The sequence below is a fragment of the Alkaliphilus transvaalensis ATCC 700919 genome, assembly GCF_000621485.1.
GTDB lineage: Bacteria > Bacillota > Clostridia > Peptostreptococcales > Natronincolaceae > Alkaliphilus > Alkaliphilus transvaalensis.
In genome coordinates, this window is record NZ_JHYF01000001.1 from 142925 (window position 1) to 161799 (window position 18875).

At 33.7% G+C, this 18875-nt stretch carries 14 protein-coding genes; all 14 read left to right on the forward strand.

The window, feature by feature from the left end; translation table 11 throughout:
* Nucleotides 1-24 precede the first annotated feature (24 nt).
* The 14 genes from T335_RS0100710 (at nt 25) to T335_RS0100775 (ending at nt 18849) form a co-directional block, all read left to right on the forward strand.
* A complete protein-coding gene (locus T335_RS0100710) occupies nt 25-678 on the forward strand; it encodes an O-methyltransferase (RefSeq protein ID WP_026475827.1) in 654 nt (217 codons plus the stop codon).
* Nucleotides 679-680: 2 nt separating this feature from the next.
* Nucleotides 681-1913 (forward strand): peptidase U32 family protein, encoded by a 1233-nt coding sequence (locus T335_RS0100715; RefSeq protein ID WP_034327377.1) that lies wholly within the window; start codon nt 681-683, stop codon nt 1911-1913.
* Nucleotides 1914-2018: 105 nt separating this feature from the next.
* Complete coding sequence (locus T335_RS0100720; RefSeq protein WP_026475829.1) at nt 2019-3737, forward strand: peptidoglycan D,D-transpeptidase FtsI family protein; 1719 nt, start codon at nt 2019-2021, stop codon at nt 3735-3737.
* Nucleotides 3738-3890: 153 nt separating this feature from the next.
* The gene (gene sigK, locus T335_RS0100725; protein ID WP_026475830.1) at nt 3891-4598 is read left to right on the forward strand and encodes an RNA polymerase sporulation sigma factor SigK; all 708 of its coding nucleotides are present in this window, start codon (nt 3891-3893) and stop codon (nt 4596-4598) included.
* Nucleotides 4599-4884: 286 nt separating this feature from the next.
* Complete coding sequence (locus T335_RS19515; protein ID WP_051569054.1) at nt 4885-5127, forward strand: hypothetical protein; 243 nt, start codon at nt 4885-4887, stop codon at nt 5125-5127.
* 291 nt (nt 5128-5418) lie between these two features.
* Nucleotides 5419-6975, forward strand: coding sequence for an ABC-F family ATP-binding cassette domain-containing protein (locus T335_RS0100735; protein ID WP_026475831.1), 1557 nt, complete (start codon nt 5419-5421; stop codon nt 6973-6975).
* 285 nt (nt 6976-7260) lie between these two features.
* The gene (locus tag T335_RS0100740) at nt 7261-7977 is read left to right on the forward strand and encodes a LytR/AlgR family response regulator transcription factor (RefSeq protein ID WP_051569056.1); all 717 of its coding nucleotides are present in this window, start codon (nt 7261-7263) and stop codon (nt 7975-7977) included.
* A 923-nt stretch (nt 7978-8900) separates the two neighbouring features.
* Nucleotides 8901-12737, forward strand: coding sequence for a beta-ketoacyl synthase N-terminal-like domain-containing protein (locus T335_RS0100745; protein ID WP_026475833.1), 3837 nt, complete (start codon nt 8901-8903; stop codon nt 12735-12737).
* Nucleotides 12738-12780: 43 nt separating this feature from the next.
* Nucleotides 12781-14076, forward strand: a complete 1296-nt coding sequence (gene fabD / locus T335_RS19520; RefSeq protein ID WP_169735920.1) for an ACP S-malonyltransferase — start codon at nt 12781-12783, stop codon at nt 14074-14076.
* A 1-nt stretch (nt 14077) separates the two neighbouring features.
* Nucleotides 14078-14923 carry a 3-hydroxyacyl-CoA dehydrogenase family protein gene (locus T335_RS0100755; protein WP_026475834.1) on the forward strand — a complete coding sequence of 282 codons (846 nt, stop codon included), beginning with the start codon at nt 14078-14080 and terminating at the stop codon, nt 14921-14923.
* A gap of 56 nt (nt 14924-14979) precedes the next feature.
* Nucleotides 14980-15216, forward strand: coding sequence for an acyl carrier protein (locus T335_RS0100760; protein WP_026475835.1), 237 nt, complete (start codon nt 14980-14982; stop codon nt 15214-15216).
* A 29-nt stretch (nt 15217-15245) separates the two neighbouring features.
* Nucleotides 15246-16382, forward strand: a complete 1137-nt coding sequence (locus T335_RS0100765; protein ID WP_026475836.1) for an acyl-CoA dehydrogenase family protein — start codon at nt 15246-15248, stop codon at nt 16380-16382.
* Between the two features lie 75 nt (nt 16383-16457).
* Nucleotides 16458-17504, forward strand: a complete 1047-nt coding sequence (locus T335_RS0100770) for an HAD-IIIC family phosphatase (RefSeq protein ID WP_034327383.1) — start codon at nt 16458-16460, stop codon at nt 17502-17504.
* A 61-nt stretch (nt 17505-17565) separates the two neighbouring features.
* A complete protein-coding gene (locus T335_RS0100775; protein ID WP_026475838.1) occupies nt 17566-18849 on the forward strand; it encodes an MFS transporter in 1284 nt (427 codons plus the stop codon).
* Nucleotides 18850-18875 lie beyond the last annotated feature (26 nt).

Genomic DNA, 18875 nt, shown 5'->3' on the forward strand with positions numbered 1-18875 from the left:
AATTTAGCGCAAGGAGTGTTATTTGTGAGTAATATTACAAATGAGTTTGTAGAAACATATATAAGAGAGCTATTGCCAGAATCAAAAGGCTTGTTTAAAGAAATGGAAATTTATGCTGAAGAAAACCATGTTCCCATTGTCCATAAGGAAGTGGCATCTCTATTGGGAGTTTTAACTAGAACCAGTGGCGCAAAAAAAGTATTAGAAGTAGGGACGGCTATTGCTTATTCAACATTGTTATTTTGCAGAGCAATGGGAGAAGATGGACATATTACTACGATTGAAAGAAATGAAGAGATGATTTTAAAAGCAAAAGAAAATATAAAAAAGGCTAATCGTGAAGATCAGGTTCGAATCCTACAAGGGGACGCCGAAGAAATTCTAAGGTTTTTAGAAGGTAGATATGATATTATTTTCTTGGATGGAGCAAAGGGTCAGTATAATGATTTTTTAAATGACTGTCTTCATTTATTGAAGCCAGGTGGGTTGCTTATTTCTGATAATATTTTATATAAAGGAATGATTGCCACCGACGAACTTGTGGTAAGAAGAAAAAGAACCATCGTGAATAGAATGAGAAGTTACTTAGAGACTATATGTGATCACCCTCAACTGGAAACTAGTATTATTCCTATTGGTGATGGATTAGCTTTAAGTTATAAAAGGCAGGAGGAATAAACATGACAAAAGTAGAACTATTAGCCCCCGCAGGTGATTTAGAGAGATTAAAAGTTGCAATCCTCTATGGAGCAAATGCTGTATATGTTGGAGGTCAAATTTTTGGATTAAGGGCGGCAGCAAAAAACTTTACCATAGATGAGCTGGCGGAAGGGGTTAAATTTGCCCATGAAAGAGGTGCTAAGGTATTTGTTACAGCAAATATCATTCCCCATAATGAAGATCTTTCTGAGCTTCCAGATTATTTGAAGAAGCTTTATGAAATTGGTGTAGATGCAGTAATTGTTTCAGACCCAGGAACCTTTTCAATTGTAAAAGAAACCGTACCAGAGATGGAAATTCATATTAGTACCCAAGCTAATAATGTTAACTACAGAACTGTGAAGTTTTGGTACGATTTAGGGGCTGAAAGGGTGGTATTGGCAAGGGAATTATCCTTCGAAGAAGTTAAAGAAATTAGAGAACATATACCACAAGAGGTAGAGCTAGAGGCATTTGTCCATGGGGCGATGTGTATTTCCTATTCTGGAAGATGTTTATTAAGTAATTATATGGCCAATCGAGATGCTAATAGAGGAGAGTGTGCTCAGCCCTGTAGATGGAAATATCATATCGTTGAAGAAAAGAGACCTGGAGAGTATATGCCGGTTTATGAAGATGAAAAAGGTACATATATCATGAACTCCAAAGACTTATGTATGATAGAATATATACCTGAAATCATTGAGTCGGGAATTAATAGTTTGAAAATAGAAGGTAGAATGAAAACGACTTATTATGTTGCAACAGTAGTGAGGGCTTATCGAATGGCTATAGATGCTTATTTAAAAGATCCACAAAATTGGGAATGTAAAGAAGAATGGCTAGAAGAAATTAAAAAGGCAAGCCACCGAGACTTTACTACAGGTTTTTATCATCAAAGACCAGATGAAAATGAACATTTATACACAGATAAATCTTATGTTAGAAATTATGATTTTATTGGAATGGTTTTAGACTATGATCATAATAATAAGATAGTGACTGTTGAGCAAAGAAATAGATTCTTCCAAGGCGACCAAATTGAAATCATTGGGCCCCACAAAGAGCTGGTAAAAACAGTAATAGAGAAAATGTGGGATGAAGAAGGTAAGGAAATAGAAGTAGCCCCACACCCTAAACAAATTGTAAAAATGAAGATAGACAAAATTGTAGAACCTTATGATTTACTTAGAAGAGAAGTTAAAGAACAATAATAAGCCAGTGATCTTCAGTAGTTTAGAGTCTAAAATTAGATATTAATCAGTTTATGCCCCTTTGTTTTTGGAAATACTATAGAAAAAAACATAGGGGTAATTTTTATGCGAAAGAATAGAAAAAACAGAGTAGATGGTGATGATTTACAAATTAATACAAACAGAATCATTATTATGGGTGTGGTGGCATCAACGATAATAGTTGCACTTATAGGACGACTTTTTTATCTTCAAGTGATGCGGCATGAATTTTATACGACAGAGGTAAATAAACAAAGGAACGTAACAATACCTTTAACAAGTGGACGGGGAACTATATACGATAGAAATTTCATCCCCCTTACAGAGCGAAGTGAAGATACCATCGGAATCGTCTATCCTCAACTTTTTCAAAGGACTGAAGAAAATCTTCAATTTTTAAGTGATCTTACTGGAAGTTCTCCTTTAGAGCTTGATAATCGCATCAAAAGATCAAATAACTTAATAGAGCTTAGCATTAAAGGAGATTTAGATTGGAATGATAGAAGATTAGTTAACACAAGAGGATTATTTGTTATTGAAAAGAAAAACAGATATGATGATGAAAAGCTGCTTAGTCACGTAATCGGTTATATAAGTACGATTGATAAACGAGGAATGTCTGGTCTTGAGAAATCATTAAATGATTTATTAAAGGGGCAGGAAGGTAGAGCCATTGCAGCAGTATTGGATGGACGGAAAAGGCTGTTGCCAGGTGAAGGATATACGATGGTAAGTGGGGTTGCAGACGAAAGAAATGTGAAACTAACAATAGACTATCATCTTCAAAAAATAGTAGAAGAAGCACTAGACCGTAGTAATGATAGGGGTGCTGTAATAATTAGTAATATAGAAACTGGTGAAATTCTTTCTTTAGCAAGTAGACCTAATTTTAATCCAAATGATATTGCTACTCACCTCAGAAGTGATGGTGATGAACTGTTTAATAAGGCAATTCAACTAACTTTTCCCCCTGGCTCTATATTTAAAATCGTAGTAGCGGCAGCAGCACTAGAAGAAAATCTAGTAGAATTAGATGATGTATTTTTTTGCTCAGGTGCAGAGCAGGTAGGAAATGTTGTTATTAGATGCAATTCCTTTAATCAAGGGGGTAATGGTGAAATAACCTTTGCAGAGGCCTTTGCAGAGTCCTGTAATTCTACATTTATTCAGGTAGGTCAAAGATTAGGTGCTAAGAAGATTATTGAAATGGCAGAGGCATTAGGGTTTAACCAAAAAATTGGAATAGGCTTAGAGGAAGAGGAACAAGGGAACTTACCTAAAGGTGATAATCTACTTGGGCCTGCGATAGGAAATATTTCTATTGGTCAAGGACTGATTGAAGTAACACCTTTACAAGTTAATCAATTAACTCAAATGATTGCCAATAATGGTGTTAAAATGCCTCTGCATTTAATTGAAGGAGTCGTTAATAAGGAGCATGAAAAAATAGTTGGTTTTGATGACTTTAAGAATAGGGAAGCCGAGATAGATCCTTTAGTTGAAGAGGGAAGATTAAGCCAAGGCACGATATCGAAGCTTCAACACATGATGGAATTAACCATGACTCAAGGAACAGGACGAAATGTAGGTGACTTATCTAACCTAACAGCCGGTAAAACTGGAACAGCTCAATCCACTGAAAAGGGACAGCCAGTTCTTCATGGTTGGTTTACAGGTTACTATCCAGTTGAAAATCCTCAGTATGCTATTACGGTTTTTCTGCAAAATGGTCAATCGGGTGGACAATATGCAGTACCAGTATTTAAAGAGATTATAGAAAAGCTAATTAGATTAGGGTATTAAATAGAAGCTTATAAAATCTACAATGAAGGAAAAAGCTTGAAAAAAGGCCAAGGATGACAATCTAAATCTTTTCAGTACATGCACATATACCTCTTAAGCAACATATTATTTAAAGTGACCTATTATATAGGTTTTTCTAGGAGGTGTTATTAAATGTGGGCCTTATTGACTGGAATTGCGCCCTTGGTCTTTAAACCATTAATGCTGGCAGTTTCGTACATTTCTAGCAGTACCTCTTTTCCTCAACCCCTTACACCTGAGGAGGAAGCAATTTACTTAGAGCGTTATGAAGAAGGAGATGAAGAAGCAAGGAATGTACTCGTAGAAAGAAACTTAAGGTTAGTCGCTCACATTGTCAAAAAGTACTCTAATATTGGTGTGGATGCAGATGATTTAATTTCCATAGGTACGATTGGACTAATTAAAGGAATAACAACCTTTGATCGTAAGAAGGGTACACGATTGGCAACATATGCGGCAAGGTGTATAGAAAATGAAATCCTAATGACCATACGCTCCAGTAAAAAACTAAAAACTGAAGTTTCTTTACAGGAGCCGATAGGAATGGACAAAGAAGGCAATGAAATTTCTCTATTAGATCTTTTGGGGACTGAACCTGACAAAGTACTAGAAGAAGTCGAGTTAAAAATACAAATTAAAAAACTATATGAAAAAATGGCTTCAGTATTGAAAAAAAGAGAGCGAATAGTAATCGAATTAAGATATGGTATTTGTAGCGGGGGAAGCATGACTCAACGGGAAATTGCTAAGATGTTAGGCATATCAAGGTCCTATGTATCGAGAATTGAAAAAAGAGCAGTAAAAAAATTATTAAAATCCTTTCAAAATAAAGATGAATAAAAGAAAATTATTTAGCAGCAATGCTGCTTTTATTTTTCTTTATGAAGGATCTATCTTAATTAACTGTGGTTGAAGAATTAAAGAAAGAGGATTGCAAAGATATAGGCATAAAGGGGGACTAAAATACCTAAGTGTCTTTGCATCCTCTTTTATTATTTTATCCATAATTATTAAAGTTATACTTGAAGGTAATAAATAAAGTCGTCTTAGTACTGGAAAGTAGATAAAAATCATTTACAAAGAACATATGTTCTGGTATGATAAAAATAAAAGTGGGGGTGAAATAATGGTTGAATATGTATTGAACTATTCATTAGAAAACAAGGTCCCTATCGTAATTGTATATGCTAAAGGGTTAGAAATAACCCAGCGGACAGTTAAGGTAATGAAGGATGATGGGAAAATCATATATGCTTATTGCTATAAAAGAAAAGCAAATAGAAAATTCATAAAGGATAATATACTAGCAGCCATGGTTAATTCTGCTCCATACTTACATTCTGTTGAAGGTGTAGCTAAAAATCTTTAAGTGTTAGAAAGAATAAAGGATTAAAATAGAAAATGAGACTATATCAGTTTTTGGCATTAAAGGGGGACTAAAATACCTAACCAATATAATCTCACTTATATTATAATGATTGCCAAATTTCAAAGCCTTATACATAAAACTTATCATAAAAATGTAAATGTAGGGTTTTTCTATCCTAACAAAATGAAGTTGCGTATTTAATAAAAGATTTTAATAATAATGATTGTAGATAATCGACATATCTAGTAAAATGTAAAGGGTAGAAAACATATGAAAGTAAAGGTGAGAATAATGAGCGTACTAACTGTTACTGAAATGAGTCATGGTTTTGGTGCCAGAAAAATATTTCAAGATGTCTCTTTCAGGTTATTAAAGGGAGAACACGTTGGCTTAGTAGGTGCCAATGGTGAAGGGAAATCTACGTTTTTAAATATCATAACAGGAAAGCTAATGCCAGATGCTGGTAATGTAGAATGGTCTAACCGTGTGACTGTCGGCTATCTAGATCAGCATACTGTACTAACAAAAGGGAAATCAATCAGAGAAGCTTTAAGAGAAGCTTTTAAAGAAATGTTTGATTTAGAAGCTGAGATGCTACAAATTTATGAAAAGATGGCAGATGCAACAGATGATGAACTTACTGCAATGATGGAAGATGTTGGTGAAATACAAAGTATTTTAGAGAGCAATAGTTTTTATATGATAGATTCTAAAATAGAAGAAATCGCAAACGGGTTAGGTTTAAGGGAAATAGGACTAGACAAAGATGTTGCTGATCTTAGTGGAGGACAAAGAACTAAGGTACTATTAACAAAATTACTATTACAAAATCCAAGTATTCTGATCTTAGACGAACCAACAAACTATTTAGATGTAGAACATATAGAATGGTTAAAGAGATATCTGAAGGAGTATGAAAATAGTTTTATCTTAGTTTCTCATGATATTCCTTTCCTAAATGAAGTCGTTAATGTAATTTATCATGTAGAAAATGCAATTTTAACTCGGTACTCAGGTACCTATGAGCAGTTTATGAAATTGTATGAAATTAAAAAGCAGCAACAGCAACAGGCATATGAGCGACAACAACAAGAAGTAGAAAGACTGGAAGACTTTATCGCTCGTAATAAAGCTAGAATCTCTACAACAGGTAGAGCAAAAAGTAGACAAAAACAACTAGATAAAATGGAACGGATTGAAAGACCACGGGAAAAAGTCAAACCGACATTCCAATTTATCGAAGCTAGAACTCCTGGTAAGTTAATTTTCCAAGCAACAGACCTGGTTATTGGATATGACGAACCTCTAACTAAGCCACTTAATGTAAGTCTAGAACGGGGTAAAAAAGTTGCCATTTGCGGAGTAAATGGTTTAGGAAAATCTACATTATTAAAGACCTTATTAGGTCAATTAAAGCCAGTAGGTGGGACTGTGGAGTTGGGAGATTATCTATTCCCCGGTTATTTTGAACAAGAAAGCAGCAGAGATAATAACAATACGGCTATTGAAGAAATATGGAAGTATTATCCAGGCCTTACGAATTTTGAAGTAAGACAGGCCTTAGCTAAGTGTGGGTTGACCAACGAACATATAACAAGTCAAATGATGGTTTTAAGTGGTGGAGAAAACGCAAAAGTTAGACTATGTAAACTTATGCTTAAAGAAATTAATTGGTTAGTGCTGGATGAGCCAACAAACCACTTGGATGTTGATGCAAAAGAAGAATTGAAAAGAGCATTAAAGGAGTTTAAAGGCACAATTTTACTTGTTTCTCATGAACCTGAATTTTACGAAGATTGGGTGACTGATATATGGAATGTAGAGGATTGGACAACTAAAATTGTATAGGAATGTAAAAAGGGATCTGAATTGATCCTTTTTTTTATGGAAAATTTTAAAAATTTTTAAAATATTATAAAATAAAAAAAGGAATTTGGAAAGTTGTGGCGAAAGTATAACAAAATTATTATTAATGAGTAAATAGCATTATTAGATTTGTTGCCATATCCATTGATGTAACATGAAAGAAACTAGTATTCAAAAGAATTTTCACATGTTGTAGTTTAACAAGGTGTGTGTTAACAATTATAATGGCGTGTTAACTGGTCATGAGTGAATATGGAGGTGTTTACTTTGAGTTTAAGAACTATAGTAGGGGAAGTTGATGAAGGTTTGAGGAGGGATATCATTAAGGTGTTGGAACGGGTAGAGGGGGTAGAAGTAATATATTCTACAGACAATGGAAAAGATCTTCTAAATGTATTAAAGCTTATGAAACCTCAAATTGCAATTATTAGCACTCATATGCCTGATCTAAGTGGTATTAAGGTAGGGGAACTCATTAGGGAAGACCAGCCTCATTTAGAGTTAATATTTTTATCTACTACTGTAGAAGACTTAAAAAATGCCGTTAGACTTTATGCTGCTGACATTATTGAAAAACCAGTTAATGCAGAAAGATTATATACCACCATAAGTCGATTAAAACATAAATATGATGTGATTGAAAAAATAGTTCAGCTGAAGGCTTCTGGCGGTTATCAAATTGTAAGAAACAAAGATATTTATTTAATCGAAGCTATAGATAAAAAAACAAAAGTATATACAGCAAAGGAATCTTTTATATGTGATCATTCTCTAAAAGAAATGGAAAAGCTTTTATCTTACGATAATTTTTTTAGGGCTAGTCGGTCTAATATTATTAACTTGGAAAAAATTAAATCAGTAAAACCCTATACTAGAACATCCTATGAAGTAATCTTTGATCATAAAAGTTATAGAGGATATTTGTCTAAAAAAATGCATGAATCATATAAAGATAAAATGCGAAATTACTGTGTAGTATTATAAAAATATAGATAGAATAAATCCATAATTTAATAACCTTTCTTACTTTGCTTGATAGAAAAAATATATTATGAGGACTTTATATCGGGCGAATTCTATAACGACACAATTTCCCTTAACTCATACTTATTATCATTATTTACTTAAAGTTTTGGTAAAATAGTATGCTCTTTTATAAATACAGCTGATAAAATAAATCGGTTCAGCTGTCATATTTATCTTTTAAAGATTTTTCTTGGAGTTATCCCATCAGCCATCCTTAGAAAAGGCCTATAAGTGCATCCATTCTCTATGAATAACAAACGAATACCAATTGAGTTTTAACTACGATGATAAGTCAGAAAATTGCATAATTAATATTAAATCTATATTAATACAAAAAATGAACATCCCCCTTAGTGTTAAAGGAGTAATATTAACGATATTAGAAATTTTCCGATTAACAATTTCATACTATAACCACTTGCAATTATTATTTAAGTTTTGTTTAAGTTTTGAATAAAGTCATCCTTAGAAAGATCTAAGGATGACTTTAGATAAAGAAACGATGCCACTTATATAATTTATTTCAATCAAATTAATTGGTAATCTACTTATATGAACAAAGTCTTCCTTCGGAAGGTTCAGAGGATAGCTTTCCTATTACTTATTTTAGGGATAACAAAGGGACTAAAAGGCTAGTCGCCATTAGTGTAGTATGTCGATTTTATTACCCAATAGATTGTGTTCCAAGAAATTCTTTCTTTCAAGATAATGGATTTATAAATGTTAAATCTACTTAAAAGGGGGTGGATTTTGGTTGATCGCTATGTAATTGGTGCCTATTAGAAAGTAAGATAGTGTATATTGAGTATTATGCTTGAAAGATTAAAAAATAAAATTCGATTAATTTAAAAATGATGTTAACAAGAAAGAGGTGGTATATGATGAACTATAAAACCTTAGGTGATTTACTAATGGGAAAAAAACAAGTCACTAATAAAGGAATATGTTTTATTAATGGAAGAAATGAAGAAGAAATGATGTCCTATAGTGAAATACTGGATAAATCACTAAAAGTACTAGGTTTTCTACAAAAATATGGACTAAAAGAAAAGGATGAATTAATATTTCAGATTAATAGCAACAAAGATTTTATCCATGTGTTTTGGGCATGTCTATTGGGAGGAATTATAGCTGTACCTGTTACAGAAGCAAACAATGATGAACGTAAGTTAAAGGTTTTAAAGGTGTGGGAGCGATTAAAGAACCCATTCATAATATCAGACAAAGAAACATTAACAGGTATAAAGGCATATGCTGAAGGTAGTAATAAAGCCATTAACACGATTATGGAAAGACATATTACTATTGAAGAAATTTATTGCCACGATGATTATGGAGTAAGTATCCTACCAAATAAAGAAGATATTGCCTTTATTCAATTCTCATCAGGGTCTACCGGAAACCCAAAAGGAGTAATCTTAACCCATGATAATTTAATCGCCAATTTAGAAGGGTTATCTGATGCCTTAGCAATTACAGAAGAAGACTCATTGTTATCATGGATGCCTTTGACCCATGATATGGGCTTAATTGCATGTCATCTACTAGCAACTTTTTCAAATATAGATCAATTTATCATACCGACAAACCTATTTATTAGAAGACCGACGATATGGCTAGAAAAAACAAGTCACCATAAAGCATCAATACTACAAAGTCCCAACTTTGGATATAAATATGTCATGTCATTTTTAAGAAGAGAAAAAAAGTTAGAATGGGACCTATCGTCAGTAAGAGTCATTTTAAATGGAGCCGAACCAATTGTTGCAGATATATGTAATGAGTTTTTTGAGGCTATGGATGAGTATCACTTAGATAGAAATGCCATGTTTGCAGTATATGGGCTGGCAGAGGCTAGTGTAGGCGTAGCGATACCGCCAGTTAATGGTGAACGAATGAGAAGTGTAGTCTTAGATAGAAGGTTTTTGGGCATTGGAGAAAAAGTGAAGTATTTAGAAAGTGAAGAAGATCAATTTGCAGCAACCTTTTTTGATGAAGGGCCAGCAATTAAGCACTGCTTTATGAGAATAGGTGATGAAAAAGATAATGTTTTAGAAGATGAGCGGGTTGGTTACATTCAGATAAGTGGTAGAAACGTTACACAAGGATATTATAATGATGAAGAGAAAACGAGGGAGATGAAATCCCAAGACGGATGGGTAAACACTGGAGATCTTGGTTTTATGAAGGACAATAGGGTAGTTGTAATTGGTAGGGCAAAGGATGTTGTATTTGTTAATGGACAAAACTATTATGCCCACGATTTAGAAAGAATAGCTGAAGAATTGGATGAAATTGAATTAGGTAAAATTATTGTAACAGCAGTAAAAGATCCTGCTACCCAAGCTGAAAATATTGCAGCCTTTATACTACATAAGAAAAATTTAGAGAGTTTTAAAGAGATGCCCCCTAAAATAAAAAAACATTTCAGTATGAGGGTTGGAATTGAAATAACCTATGTTTTGCCAATTAAAAAAGTACCAAAGACAACTAGTGGAAAAGTACAACGATTCAATTTATCGAAGCAATTTGAAGCGGGTGAGTTTGATTTAATAATAAAAGAGCTTCAATTAATGAGTAATAAAAAAAGACAAACATATGTAGCTGATGAGCTTGACACCATAGAAAGAAATTTGCTTAGAATCTGTAAAAGTATTATACCAGATAAAGAAATTACTTTAGATGTTAATTTTTTTGAGCTAGGCTTAGGGTCTTTAACTTTAAACCAAATGGCAGGGATTGTACAAGAAGAATATGGAGCACATTTACAAGTAATAGACTTTTTCTCATATCCTACAATAAAAAGTTTAGCACAATATATTAAATTTGGAGATGAAAATAACCCGACCCCAGAAAACATGTCAGATATACCTTCTACTGATATTGCAATAATAGGGATGGGGGTACATTTACCTGGGGCAACGAATTTACAAGAATATTGGGAGATTATTAGTAATGGCGTTGAATGCTTAAAACAAATACCAAACAATAGGAAAAATGATATTACACCCTACTTAAGGTCTCAAAAGGAAGCCCCAGATGTTTTGAAGTTCCAAGAGGGGGGCTACTTAGATGACATAGATTCCTTTGATTATAAATTTTTTAAAGTAATGCCCTCAGAATCTATCGCTATGAATCCAGCTCAAAGGAAATTTCTACAGGTAGCCTATGGAGCTATTGAAGATGCAGGTTATGGAGGAGACCAACTTAGAGGAAGCAGAACAGGAGTTTATGTAGGTTACATTGGAGATTTAGAAGGCTATAAATATCAACAAATTTTAAATAGTTCCAATGATAAAGCATCGCCAACGGGAACATTATCATCTAATATATGTGGGAGATTGTCTTACTTTATGGATTTTAAAGGACCTAGTATGTTGGTTGATACTGCGTGCTCATCTTCCTTGGTTGCTTTACATTTGGCTTGTCAAGGAATTAAAAATGGCGACTGTCAACAAGCGATCGTTGGAGGTGTACGTTTTAAAATACTTCCAATTGATTCAAAGGAAAAGGTTGGAACAGAATCTAAAGATTGGAGAACTAGAACTTTCGACGATCTTTCTGATGGGACAGGGGAAGGAGAAGGCGTTGCTGCAGTTTTAATAAAGCCCCTTAATAAAGCCCTTGAAGATAAAGACCAAATATATGCAGTAATAAAGGGGACCGCATCTAATCAAGATGGAAGCTCTATAGGTCTATCTGCCCCAAACCTAATAGCTCAAAAAAATGTACTGATAGACACATATAAAAAATCTAATATTAACCCTAAAACATTAGGCTATATTGAAGCCCATGGAACAGGGACCCCCTTAGGTGATCCGATTGAGATACAAGCCCTTTCAAGGGCATTCAATCACTATACAGAAGAAAAACAGTTTTGTGCTATTGGTTCTGTTAAAGCTAATATAGGTCATCTCTATGAAGCTTCTGGGGTAGCAGCACTAATAAAATGTAGTTTAATGTTAAAATATAAAATATTACCTCCTATGGTAAATTTCGCAGTCCCCAATAGAAAGATATCCTTTACAGATTCTCCTTTTTATGTAAATACAAGGTTAGGTAAATGGGAAAGGGGTGAGACCCCTAGAAGGTGTGGAATCAGTAACTTTGGTTTTTCAGGAACAAACTGCCATGTTATTTTAGAAGAAGCTGAAGAAAGAAAGGAAGAAATGATTCCCTTAACTAAAAGGAAAGAGATTTTTACGATTTCAGCAAAAAGTAAAGAGGCATTAGAGAATCTAATAAATAAATATATTATTTATTTAAAGTCTGATTCGACAGAATCAATTGAAAACATATGTTATACAGCCAATGTAGGCAGAGGCCACCATCAATATAGAGGAATTTTTATTATTGAAAGTATAGAAGACTTATACAATAAGCTTATGAACTTCAACTTTAGATCTCAATTAGAAAAAGGTGTATTCTATGCCCAGCATAAAGTTGTGATGAAGGTAAAAAGTCACAAAGGGTTTGATGAAATTTTTGAGGAGGAATTAGAAGAAATATCTCGAAAAGCCCAGCAACTCATCATAAATTTGAAAGAGCGTGAAGATATAGCAACACTTAATCGAATCTGTCAGTTATATATAAGAGGTGCTCAGGTTTCATGGACTTATTTATATGAAGGGAGAAGTAGACAGAAAGTGAGTTTGCCCACCTATGGATTTGAAAAGAATCGTAGTTGGCCAGAAGGAGGGCAGAAAAAAGCTAATTAATAAAATTAAGATTTTAAGTTTAGATGATGGAGGTGTACACAGTATGGAGAAAGTTGCATTTGTTTTTCCAGGGCAAGGCTCGCAATATGTTGGAATGCAAAACAAAAACTATAATACTTATCCAATAGTAAGACGAACTTTTGAAGAAGCAAATGATACTCTTGGTTATGACTTAGCTAAACTTTGCTTTGAAGGTAGTTTAGCTGAATTATCTAAGATGGAGAATAGCTTAGTAGCACTATTAGTAAGTAGTGTTGCAGCCTATAGAGTGTATATAGAAGAAATAGGAATTCCTCCCTATTTTTTAGCTGGACATAGCCTTGGGGAGTATTCAGCACTAACTTGTAGTGGTGCAATAGATTTTTCTGATGCAATAAAAATTGTCAAACACCGTTCTTTACTAGCGGTTGAAGGGAATGAAAAGTGGGACGGAATAATGACGATCGTAGATGGGGGCGAGATAAAAGAAATAGAAGCTCAATGTGAAAAACTGAGGAAAAAGGGAAGACAAGTTTGGATTTGTTGCTATAATGCATCTAATCAAGTTAATGTTGCAGGATACTCACAGGATATAATAGAGTTGGAAGATCAATTAATGAACAAGGGGTTAAATATTACCCCCCTTTTAACAAGTGCACCCTTTCATAGTCCTCTAATGAAAGAAGCGGCAGAAACATTTAGTCTGTATTTAAAACAGTTTAAGTTTAATGACTTTAAATACCCTGTAATCTCCAATGTAACGGCAAGACCCTATAGGGATAAAAATAAGATTATTGAGCAGCTAACAAGGCATTTAATAGAGCCAGTTCGATGGAGGGAAGTTATCAATTACCTTCAAAAAATGGGAGTGACAAGCATTTTAGAATTGGGTAGTAAAAATGTTTTAACTGGTTTATTGAATACTCAAAAAACAGAAATGAAAGGTTATTCCTTTGATAATCTACCAGAAAGAAAAGAATTGATGGAAATTATGAAGGCCGATGTTTCTAATGCTACCCCAATGTTAACCGTAATTGGAAAATGTTTAAGTGCAGTTGCCACAACTAGAAACTTTAACCCTGCTATAGCGGATTACAAAAAAGAGGTAACAGAAAAATATAATCGTATCCAAACATTGTACTTAGATACAGAAGCAAAAAAAATTAAGCCTACATATGAACAGTGTCTAAAAGCAATTTTAATATTGGAAGATATTTTAAAAGTAAAGCAAGTACCTCATGAAGAAGGTGAGGAAATACTTAAAGAGATCGCAAGGGATGCAAGGCATATTGCAGAATTACAAAAACGAATAAATGAAAAGGAAGAAGCTAGTATAAACAATATTAAAGAGGTGGGATAAAATGAAAAAAGTAGGAGTTATTGGAGCTGGGGTAATGGGAATTGGTGTCGCCCATAGTGTCGCCGAAGCAGGTCATGGGGTTATCTTGGTGGATATCGACACAAATTTATTGGAAAAAGCTAAAGAAGAGATTTACAACAATGTAAGAATGCAATTTTTCTTTAATAAAAAGGAAGAGTCCCTATCACCAGAGGAAGTTATTGATAGAATTACAACTACTTTAGATTATGAGCTTTTATCAGATGTCGATTTTATTATTGAGAATGTTCCAGAAATATGGGAAATAAAGAGGGATGTCTATAATAAGTTAGATGAAATTTGTCCAGACCATTGTATATTTGCAGTTAATACCTCTTGCATTTCCATTACTAAAATAGCAGCCTTAACAAAAAGACCAAAACAGGTTATTGGTACACACTTTATGAATCCAGTACCTATGAAACCTGTTATAGAAGCAATAAAGGGATTTCATACCTCTGAGGAAACGATTAATTCCCTAAAAGAATTATTAGCCACAATGAATAAAAGATGTGTCGTGGTTAATGACTACCCTGGCTTCGTATCAAATAGAATATCCCATTTATTAATGAATGAAGCTGCCTTTGTAGTTCAGGATGGAGTTGCGACTCCTGCAGAGGTAGATGAGATTTTTAAAGAATGTTTCGGTCATAAAATGGGGCCTTTGGAAACTGCTGACTTAATTGGATTAGATACGGTAATGGATTCCCTTAACATCCTTTATCAAGAGTATCAAGATGTTAAATTTAGGTGCTCTCCCCTTTTAAAGAAAATGGTACAAGCAGGCTTAAAGGGAAGAAAAAGTGGCGAAGGTTTTTACCAATATTAGAAGTAGCATTATTTTAAAGATAAAGAACTGATAAATAAAAATGAGGAGGAATAAAAATGAAGGAAGTAAAAGGTAATGTTAAAAAATTTCTTAGTAGATTTTATAGACAAAGGGAGATTGAAGACCATGAGGATATTTTTGCCCTTGGTTTTGTAAACTCTTTGTTTGCAATGCAATTAGTCATGTTCATTGAAAAAGAGTTTAATATTAAAATTGATAATAAAGATCTAAATTTTGAAAACTTCAGAACAATCGATTCTATCGTTGCCTTTGTTGATGCAAGAAGTACGTAACAGAAAAATTATAGACTGGGGGAGAAAAAATGAGAATAGAATTAACTGATGAGCAAATTAAGAAAAAAGATGAATTTAAAGAATTTGTTGATACATCTATTATACCCTATGCAAAAGATAATGATGAAGAAGAAAATATGAATCCAGAGATGTTAAAAAAAGTAATTGAAAGCAAGTATTTAGGAGCCCCTCTGCCCAAAGAATATGGAGGGCTAGATTGGGATCAAATTACTATAGGTCTATTAAATGAACAGTTTGGTAGAGGGTGCTCCTCAGCTAAAGGTCTTTTAACTGTCCATGGTATGTGTAGCTTAGCGATATTAAAATGGGGAAGTGAAGAACAAAGGAACCTGTGGTTGCCCAAAATGGCAAAAGGTGAGGCTATTGGAGCTTTTGCATTAACAGAGCCTAATATTGGTAGTGATGCAAAAAGTGTTGAGACCGTCGCTAGCCAAGTAGATGGACACTATGTCATTAATGGACATAAAAAATGGATTACTATGGGTCAAATTGCTGATATTATAATCGTGTTTGCAAAGCTTGAAGGAAAGCCTACAGCGTTTTTGGTGGAAAAAGGGACGCCAGGTTTTTCAGTTAAACCGATGAAGAAGTTGTTAGGGTCTAGGGCTGCAATGATAGCAGAATTAACCTTTCAAGATTGCAAAATTCCAATAGAAAATATAATTGGTTTTCCTGGTGGAGGAATAACTCATGTAGCATTAAGTTGTCTAGATTATGGAAGATACACCGTTGCTTGGGGCTGTGTTGGTTTGGCAGAGGCTTGCTTAACTGACAGTTTAAAATATGCACGAAGAAGAAAGCAGTTTGATGCACCCTTAAGGAAAAATCAACTAATTCAAAAAATGATAACTGAAATGACTGTAGATGTAGAAGCTGCTAGGCAATTATGCTACAAATGTGGTTATTTAAAGGATGTCGGCGACCCAGATTCAATAGTAGATACATGGATTGCGAAATACTATGCAGCTAAAATGGTTAATCGAGTTGCCAATAACGCAGTTCAGATCTTTGGGGGTAATGGTTGTTATAATGAATATCCAATTGAAAGGTATTTAAGAGATGCACGGATTAATGAAATTATTGAGGGTACGACTCAGATGCATGAAGTACTTATTGCAACAAATTCTTTTGTGCGATATAGCTAAAGTTTTTAGCTATATTGCAACCTATTAAATTTATCTAATAATGGTAAATTAAAAATGTATAGGGGAGGAATAACAATGGGGGAAGAAAGAAAAATTAAGTGTGTTGTTTGGGATTTAGATAATACAATTTGGGACGGAACCCTAATTGAAGATTCTCGCATAAAATTAAAAGATAATATTAGAAATATCATAAAAGAATTAGATCATCGAGGTATATTACAATCAATAGCTAGTAAAAATGACCATAGCATGGCTATGGAAAAATTAAATGAATTAGGGTTAGTAGAGTATTTTTTGTATCCACAAATTAACTGGAATGCTAAATCCTCATCTATATCACAAATAAAATCTGAGATCAATATAGGAATGGACACTATTGCTTTTGTTGATGATCAGGCATTTGAAAGAGAAGAAGTAAATAGTGAATTGCCAGAAGTTTTATGTATCGATGCATCTTTAATTGACAGGATTTTAGATATGCCAGAAATGAACCCCAAATTTATTACAAAGGACTCAAAACAGCGAAGGTTACTCTATATGAGTGATATAAAAAGAAATAAATTAGAAGAAACCTATGTAGGACCAAAGGAAGACTTTCTAAAGTCTTTAAATATGAAATTGATTATTTCGCCAGTAATGGATGACGATTTAAAAAGAGCTGAAGAATTAACGGTAAGAACTAATCAATTAAATGCAACTGGATATACCTATTCCTATGAAGAATTAGATGCCTTACGATTTTCTGATGATCATATACTGTTAATGGCTGAACTTGAGGATAAATATGGTACTTATGGCAAAATTGGCTTGGCACTTTTAGAGTGTAAGGAAGATGTTTGGATTATTAAGCTATTGTTAATGTCTTGTCGTGTAATCTCTAGAGGGGTAGGTTCTATTTTGTTAAATCATATATTAACCTTAGGAAAAAAGGCTGGTGTAAAGGTTTTAGCAGAATTTAAACCAACCGATAGAAATAGGATGATGTATATAACTTATAAATTTGCCGGATTTGAAGAGGTAGAAGAAAAGGAAGATTTAGTCATGTTAGAATATAAGTTGGAGGAAGTACCTAATATGCCAGACTATGTTGATTTAAATATAATAGAAGGGTCTACCTGCTAACTTTGATAGAAGAGGATTTCGATTCTAATAGCAAACTATTAATGACATGTGGAGGGATATCATGAGTGGAGAGTTAAGGACGAAAGAACAAAGTTTATTTAGTAACAAAAATTATATGTTATTGTTTTTAGGGCATATTGTATCTAACTTAGGTAATGGGATACATCAAGTGGCGGTTGCTTGGTTTATTATGAGCTCTGTTACAGAGGAACGCTCTGGGATGTACATGGCTATATTCGGCACGTGTGTGTTAATCCCCTATATTGTTTTTGGGCCCTTTTCAGGAGTTTTGGTAGATCGAATCAACCGTAAGAAAATTATTTATGGAAGCGACTTTATGCAGGGGATTTTAATGCTACTATTAGCCCTATTAGTCTATCGTGATTTCTATCCGTTGCAATCTCTATTTGTTATTACATCATTATGTGCTTTTTTTGGTACGTTTTTTAATCCTGCTGTAGATTCCTCTGTACCTAATGTCGTTAATGAAGCACACCTAGGGCAGGCTAATGCATTAAATGAACTTAGTCGCCAACTTTCTTGGACAATAGGAGGAGCAATAGCAGGAATCTTATACTATCGACTTGGAATTGTGGGGGTTTTTATGGTTAATGGACTCTCTTTTATAGGATCAGGTATTTCAGAAATGTTCATACAACTGCCCTCTAGAACCCCAAAAAGCACAGAGGATAAATTTAGTCTTTGGGAGGACTTTAAAGTTGGAATAGCATTTGTAAAAAGCCAGAAAGTGATTCTAAAAATAATGATTTTTGCCCTAACCCTTAACTTTATCATTCAACCAATATTACAGATCATATTTCCCAAAACGGTTAAGTTTACTTTAGAAATGACGGCTAAAGAATTTGGTTATCTTCAGTCTTTATTTCCAGTTGGTGCAGTAGTTGGTATGCTTTTAATTTCTCTATCTACCAAAGTTCAAAATAGTTATAGAATTGTACAAGTAGCTCTAATTGCCCAAGCTTCTATACTGATTGCTTTTGGTATACCTATTATTCCATCAATATTAAGGGAAGTAGGTGTGATGCCAGTATTTATTTTATTTTGTATTATGGCAGTCCTTTTAATGATGTTTAACTCATTAATTACCATACCTTTTTTTACAGCATTACAAAGAAGGGTTCCTGATGAGTATAGAGGTAGGTTTTTTGCCTTGCTTAATACAACTTCGGCAGCAATAGTACCTGTTGGTTTAGCTTTTTTTGGAGTGCTATCAGATATAATTATTCCTGCAAAAATATTTATAGTTACTGGAATAATTGCAATGCTATTTGCCCTTTGGATGATTTTTACTCCAGACTTAAAAACATTTTGGAGCCGTAAATGAAGAAGATAAAGAGATCAACTTAAAGA